The following is a 7103-nucleotide window of genomic DNA, read 5'->3' as shown; positions in this document are numbered from 1 at the left end:
GTCTAGTGGTAATAAGTCAAGAGTAAAACAAGACTGATTTTTTCTAGGTGCGATTTTTTCAGCATACGGAAATAGACCCGACCAAAAATGAAATTTTTTCGGGCCGTTTCCAAGATTGCGTCAATAACAAAGTGTTATTTTTCTATCACGCTCCTTGGTGGCGTGTAGAGTTGATGGTTACGTAGTAGCGTATCCACCAGACGCACAAATTTTCTTGCGGTTAAGACGATGGCTCTTTTGTGTTGATGTTTGGGTGTTTCTTTGTATTTCTTTTGATAAAATGCTTGATATTCAGGCAAATATCTTCTTACTGAATTGGCAGCCTCAACTAAGTAATAGCGAAGATAACGATTGCCTTGTTTGGTTAAGGGCGTATTTTCAGACTGATAATTTCCAGATTGCTTGATTTTCCAGCTTAATCCGGCATATTTAGCTAGTTTCGTTTGGTCTTCAAATCGTTGGATTTGTCCGATCTCAGCTAGTAATCCAGCAGCATACACTTTTCCAACACCAGGAATACTCGTCAAGCATTGGTATTCTGGTAGGACCATTACGAGCTGTTCAATTGCCTTATCAAGGTCTTTGATACTGGCTTCGAGTGCACGAATTTCGCGAGCAAGAATACTCAGGATAATATTGATGGATTCTTGAGCGACTTCTCCTAAACGATAAGACATAGTAATGGCTCGTTGAATCGTTTTCGCTAATCCTTCTGGATTTTTAAACCGGCCGTTACCTTTTTCTTGAAGCAAAGAGGCGAAATCTGTTAAAGGCATTTGAGCTAATTCTTCTAACCCATAATCTTCTGTCATTAAAGCGATTAAGGTAGCTCCAAATACAGAAGAAGGAGTTTCGCTATTCTTTAACTCACGCGTGAGCGTGTTGCATTTGTAAGTTAAATTTTCGAGAAAATGTTGTTTCGTTTCTACAAGTTGTCCAATTAATTGGTAACGTGTGCGAGTTAAACGTTGAAGAGCCATATATTTCTCTTCTTTAATGGGAGACGTAGTGAATCTTTGGATTCTTAAAAAGTCAGCGATTCGCATCGCATCATTTTTATCTGTTTTATCTTCATCAAATATTCGACTGAATTGCTTGATGCGAAAAGGATTTTCGATGGTAACGACGGTATTTATACGCTTTAATTCTCGATCCTCATTAAAAAATGTAGCAGGATGAAAGCTGTACATAGAAGTTGACTCCATGCCTATGACGATTTGAGAAAACGAGTACACATTTTGAAATTCTAAAATTTTTTGTTTAATTTGATGAGCGCCTTTCACGTCATTTCCGAGACTCGCTTCAAGAAGAATTGTCAATTGGTTATCGTCTGATAAAAAGCACACATCTAGTTTCTCAGAGCTGACATCTAATCCGACAAATAAGTTCATTTGGAAGGACCTCCTTTCATTGGTTATTTGGAATATGCTTCGATACTATGGGATTTCCCAGAAGCTCATTGCGTAACCACAACCTCGCCTACGAGAATACAATGACAACTTTTGGGGGCTACCTTTTGAACTACTATCCAAAAGCCCAATCAGTTATCGAAACAGCTAGTGTGTTGGTAGTGATAGCAATGGCTCGGGTAACAGACTTTTTATCGTAGACAGAGCTACAGGGGAAATGAGCAAATTCCCGATGGATCCTTTCCATACATCCATTGTATCTGGGAAATTCAATAATATCGAAACAAATTCCGTAAGGAATCTTGTTATCTATTTTTTTTAAAATCAGGGTAATTAGAAAGCAGAAATACTGATCTAAACTATATTCTACGAGGGGAATGGGTATATGAAGTTTCGAAATACAAAGATTGCTATGGTTACACTATCTTCATTTTTTATTTTAGGTTCTGCATCTCTATCATTCACAGATACTATACACGGTGAAGTGGTTCCTGCATCAGCACAGGAGATTATTGTAAAAAATTATGACGATACATATTATAATAACGCAATAGGGAAAACGGGGTTAGAATTAAAGAAGGAACTGCATAATATTATTGATAATCATACAAAGTTATCATACAGTGCGGTTTGGGAAGCGTTAAGAGATACTGATGAAGATCCAAATAATAAAAATAATGTGATACTCTTATATACTGGTCGTTCGCAAGGGAAACTTACGAATGGATCAGGAGTAAATAACTGGAACCGAGAGCATGTTTGGGCAAAATCTCACGGTGACTTTGGAACGACTGCAGGACCTGGAACAGATCTACATCATTTAAGAGCGACGGATGTATCTGTAAATAGTTCACGTGGAAATCTAGATTTTGATAATGGTGGTGTGAATCATTCTGAAGCGACAGAATGTAAATATGATAGTGATTCTTGGGAACCTCGTGATAGTGTAAAGGGAGATATTGCTAGAATGCTGTTTTATATGGCTGTTCGTTACGAGGGAGACAACGGCGAAATAGATTTAGAACTAAATGAAAAAGTGAATAACAATAAAGATCCATACATGGGGAAACTATCTGTCTTATTAAAATGGAATGAACAAGACCCGGTCGATGATTTAGAGCGAAAGCGTAATGAAGTGATTTTTACAAAATATCAACATAACCGCAATCCTTTTATTGATCATCCAGAATGGGTAAATAAAATCTGGAACTAAGATTTTTAAAGGTATTATATTTTGATAAAAGGGATTGATCATTATGATCAATCCCTTCTTATATTTTTACTAGAATAAATGATTTTTATAGGACTAGTGAGGGAAATAGAATAGATATTTATATGGAACGATAGTACTTATTTATCTAGTTAAGTATTTAGTAAGGTCCCCACTCAATATTCACCCCAACAATAAGAAAAACAAGTCCAATGATAAACCAAATGAGTGCAAGTGGAGCCATGAAACGAATCCATTTTCCATAAGAAATCCCGCTTGCTGCGAGAACGCCCATTAAAACACCGGAAGTTGGATTTAAGCAGTTTACTACACCTTCTCCGAGCATAACAGCTTGTACTGTAACTTGGCGTGTAATGTGCATAAAATCAGCTAATGGAGCTAATATCGGAATAAAAATAACCGATTCTCCTGTCCCGGATGAAATGAGGAAATGTAATGCGGCACTACTCAGATACATGCCGATAACACCAAATACAGGGTTTTGTCCTTCGAGAGCTTGTGCGAGTTGGTTAACAATTGTATCAAGCAATTTTCCTTGTTCTAAAATGACTGAAATACAGCGAGCCATTCCGACAATTAAAGCACCGTAGATAAGGTTTTGGCAGCCAGTTAGAAAAGTAGAAGCGATATCGTTTGCTTTCATGCCACCTATTATTCCGGCTGTAATTGCTATGAAAATAAAAGTAGCGGTCATTTCTGCGTCCGTCCAATGTAGACGAAAAGCGCCTATTAAAAATGCAATTAATGATAAAGCTGGAACGAGTAAAATTAATTTATGACGTATCGTCCAAGGAACTTCCTTTTTCTCTGCTTCTTTTTCGCTTGAAAGAGCGTTACTTGGAAACCAGTTGTCGCCAAGGATGCTTCCTTTATTCGATTTTTTCAAGCGCTTTACATACCAATTTATATATAGAATGGTAGCAAGTAAAAAAGATATATAAATTGCTGTGCGTAAACCAATTCCCGAAAACATCGGAAGTTCTGCGATCTTTTGTGAAATGCCTAAAGGTGAGGGGGATAAAATAGTAGCATTAAAACCAGCATAAGTGCCTAAATAAATAATTGCTACGCCAACGATAGCGTCCCATTTTAATGTGCGGGCAACGATGATGCCGATAGGGATAAAGCCGATAACTGAGTTAACGATAATGCCAGTCGTTCCGAGAATGGAAAAGAGTGCGGCGACAATACATATGAAAAATAATTGCTGATTACGAAATTTGTTAATAACATGATAGATTAAACCGTCAAGGGCACCTGTCTTTTCAAGAATTGCAATGGCTCCACCTGTAAATAAAATTAGAAAGATAATAGGGGCAGCAAGTGTCATTCCTTTTTCAATAGCGGTAAAAAAAGAAACAAATCCTACAGGTGATTGCGGAACAGAATGATAGCTACCTGGTATTGTCGTTGTAACAGTCCCGTTTGTAACCCTTTTAAATTCTCCAGCAGGAACGAAGTACGTAGCAATGGCGCAAAGTAAGGCAATAAAAAATAGTAGTACGTACGCATCGGGCATTTTAAACTTTGGTTTACTAGGTTGTTTTTTTGCCTCAGTTTGTATTTGCATAAAATCCCTCCTTCTTCACTTGGTTAATTTTTAATATTCTGAATTTAATCTGTGAAATAGATTATAATAAAGGTAGCTTCTTAAGGCAATAGTTTTTGTATCCTTTCCCGTACATACAAATTATTGCAATATTAGACAGGGAAACGATAATAAGCCAAGAATATGTTATGTAGAAAGAAAAAGGAAAAGAGGGAACAAGATGTGGAAAACTACTGATCTATGTGATGAATTTGAAAAGGAATTACAAATATGTCGCCAGTCTTTTCGGTCTTTTGGGAAGAAAGAACAATTCCACGGGAAAATTGCAACTGTAAAAGTGAAAGATGATAATGTACTAGTGAAGGAAGGATTGCAAACATTACCAGAAGGAACAGTATTAGTTGTTGATGGCGGAGCGTCTACGAATTGTGCGTTACTCGGTGATAATTTGGCAGCTATTGCGGAAGAAAGAAAGCTAGCAGGAATTATTGTGAATGGGTATGTTCGTGATTCTAGTGAACTAAAGAATATTAATATTGGTATTTTAGCGTTAGGAACGATGCCAAATAGAAGTGTGAAAGAAGGAAAAGGAGAACGAAATATTTCATTGCACTTTGGACAAGTAGAATGGAATCCAAATGAATATGTCTATGCGGATGAAGATGGCGTCATTATTAGTGAAAAGAGTTTACATCGTTAAGAGTTAATAAGTTATTATTCTTAGAAAATAAATCCGATAAAGCATGGACAAAATTCTTTGTCAATAGTAAAATAATACAGAAATTTAAAATTTACAGAATGTATAGGTTTATCGTTTTACGATAACTTAAATGGGAGTAAGTTGTGCCAAGAAAAGTGAATGTTATCACAATGATACGTTCATAAACAAAATTATTTTTCCTATACAAATATAGCCGCGAATGATGCGGATAGGAGGTGTTGTACATTTTTGTTCGACACTTACAAAAAGAGAGTGTCAATCGCACGCCCTTGAAGGGCCTTTTTTTGTGTAAATGGTAGTAAGGGAGGAAATTTTGGGATGGCAATGTTGAAAAAGTGGCTGCTTACGTCGTTAATGGCAGTGACACTTGTATTTGTTTCTTTTGCGAATACAGTACATATTACGTTTGCTGAAGAAAATACAGCAAAACTTGCAATTATTGGGGAATCACAAAAAGGCATTATGTTATGTCCGAAAGAAGAGCAAATTAAAGATGGGGAAACAGCTTTAAGTTTGCTGCAAAAGGTCATGGGGGACAAGGTAGAATCTGAAACGATGTCGTTTGGAACATATGTAAAAGGCATCGATGGTTTAATGGCCGGGGCTACAAGTGCTTGGCTGTATGATGTAAATGATAAGTCTGCAGAAGTCGGAGCAGATAGTTATAAATTAAAATCTGGAGATGTTGTTGTCTTTCGCTTTGTTTCAGACTGGAGCAATGTAAGCCAGGAAACATTGAAAGAAACGTTAGATAAGTTCGGGACGTGTAAAACAGAAGAACCAAAATCAGAAGGTCAAGATGATAAAACGCCAGATGTGAAAAACCAAGGTGACCAAGACGGTAAAACGCCAGATGTGAAAAACCAAGGTGATCAAGATGGTAAAACGCCAGATGTGAAAAACCAAGGTGACCAAGACGGTAAAACGCTAGATGTGAAAAACCAAGGTGACCAAGATAGTAAAAAACCAGAACAACCAAAGCAAGAGAACATTCAAGATCCAAGTGCACAATTAAACGAAGCCATTTCTAAAACATCAGATAAGATGTTACAAGATGGAATTGAAAGTGACTGGGTAGCTGTAGCGCTTTCTCGTTCTGGAAAGAATGTGCCAATTGAGACAAAATTAAATTATGTTAAGTCAGTAACTGAAAAAGTAGAAAAGCGTATTAACCGTTTTTCAGCGACAGATTTAGCTAGAACAATTATTATGATGAATGCAATGAGTGCAGACCCTAAAAATGTAGGTGGACATAATTTAGTTCAAAAATTGTATGAGTCAGATAAAGTGAATTCTGTTACAGGTTATGCATTTGCTTTACTTGCATTTGATACGAAGAAGTATGAGATTCCAGTTGAATCAAAATGGAACAGAGTTGCTCTAGTGGAAGCACTGTTAAATAATCAGCATACAGACGGTGGATGGACTTATAATAGTTCAGGTAGTAAAGATAGTGCTAGTAGCGTTGATGTAACAGGTATGGTTTTATCAGCATTAGCTCCTTATCAAGAGCGATCAGATGTGAAACCAGCTATACAAAAAGCTGTTGCGTATTTATATAACGAACAGCTGCAAAATGGTGGTTTTTCAGCTGATGGACAAGAAAATTCAAATAGTACTGCGCAAGCAATTATTGGATTATCGCTTGTTAAAGATGTAGATCAAAATCGTCTTCATAAGGCAATGCAAAACCTATTATCATATCAACTTTCAAATGGTGAATTTAAATGGTTACCAAGTGATCAAAATGGTAACGGAATGGCTACAGAACAGGCTCTTTTAGCATTACTTCAATTTAAGGAAATGGGAAAATCTATTTATGATTGGTCTAATGTAGACGCTGGTAATGTAATTAAGCCAAAACCGATTGAAGAGCCAGAAAAGGTCGTTGAACCAGAAAATAATGTAGTAGAAAAAGAAGTTACTGAAGAACCGAAAGAACAAAAACAAGTACAACAAGAAACAAAAGATGAAAATCTAAAAGTAGTTGTAGATAACGAACCGGTTAAGAATAAAAAAATCGGAAACGGTAACAGTCTACCAAAAACAGGAGCATCTTCTCATGGTGCAGCAACAGAAGTAGGTATGGGTGTATTATGTATTGCTTCTGCATATGTATTATGGAGACGTAAAGCAGCTTAACAAAAAATTAGGAGCAATTATTTGCTCCTAATTTTCGTATGAAAGGTGAGA

The 7103-nt window shown here is 36.6% G+C and carries 5 protein-coding genes; 3 read left to right on the top strand and 2 right to left on the bottom strand.

Annotation, left to right across the window (positions count from 1 at the left end):
- Positions 1 to 134: 134 nt before the first annotated feature.
- Complete coding sequence (locus tag V6946_RS16895; protein WP_256426878.1) at positions 135 to 1391, bottom strand: IS110 family transposase; 1257 nt, start codon at positions 1389 to 1391, stop codon at positions 135 to 137.
- 403 nt (positions 1392 to 1794) lie between these two features.
- Here V6946_RS16895 and V6946_RS16890 point away from each other — a divergent pair, with 403 nt between their 5' ends.
- Positions 1795 to 2622 (top strand): endonuclease I family protein, encoded by an 828-nt coding sequence (locus V6946_RS16890; RefSeq protein ID WP_000672193.1) that lies wholly within the window; start codon positions 1795 to 1797, stop codon positions 2620 to 2622.
- Between the two features lie 157 nt (positions 2623 to 2779).
- Here the strand turns inward: V6946_RS16890 and V6946_RS16885 are convergent, their stop codons facing one another.
- A complete protein-coding gene (locus V6946_RS16885) occupies positions 2780 to 4210 on the bottom strand; it encodes a Na+/H+ antiporter NhaC family protein (RefSeq protein ID WP_366982201.1) in 1431 nt (476 codons plus the stop codon).
- Positions 4211 to 4409: 199 nt separating this feature from the next.
- On the opposite strand from V6946_RS16885, the gene rraA reads away from it, so the two are divergent.
- Both rraA and V6946_RS16875 read left to right on the top strand, forming a co-directional pair.
- Positions 4410 to 4889: a ribonuclease E activity regulator RraA gene (gene rraA, locus V6946_RS16880; RefSeq protein ID WP_000266039.1), complete on the top strand. Its 480-nt coding sequence runs from the start codon at positions 4410 to 4412 to the stop codon at positions 4887 to 4889.
- A 339-nt stretch (positions 4890 to 5228) separates the two neighbouring features.
- Positions 5229 to 7052, top strand: a complete 1824-nt coding sequence (locus V6946_RS16875; RefSeq protein WP_366982200.1) for a DUF4430 domain-containing protein — start codon at positions 5229 to 5231, stop codon at positions 7050 to 7052.
- Positions 7053 to 7103: the final 51 nt, after the last annotated feature.

It is taken from the genome of Bacillus sp. PPSBB_2 (assembly GCF_045291115.1).
GTDB classification, from domain to species: Bacteria; Bacillota; Bacilli; order Bacillales; family Bacillaceae_G; genus Bacillus_A; species Bacillus_A cereus.
The sequence above is the reverse complement of the archived record's forward strand: the minus strand, read 5'-3'. Positions and strand labels throughout refer to the sequence as shown.

Bases quoted from the DNA above. Each gene is read 5' to 3' on its own strand.
- V6946_RS16885 (WP_366982201.1), bottom strand. From the start codon at position 4,210: ATGCAAATACAAACTGAGGCAAAAAAACAACCTAGTAAACCAAAGTTT.
- V6946_RS16875 (WP_366982200.1), top strand. From the start codon at position 5,229: ATGGCAATGTTGAAAAAGTGGCTGCTTACGTCGTTAATGGCAGTGACA.
- V6946_RS16890 (WP_000672193.1), top strand. From the start codon at position 1,795: ATGAAGTTTCGAAATACAAAGATTGCTATGGTTACACTATCTTCATTT.
- rraA (WP_000266039.1), top strand. From the start codon at position 4,410: ATGTGGAAAACTACTGATCTATGTGATGAATTTGAAAAGGAATTACAA.
- V6946_RS16895 (WP_256426878.1), bottom strand. From the start codon at position 1,391: ATGAACTTATTTGTCGGATTAGATGTCAGCTCTGAGAAACTAGATGTG.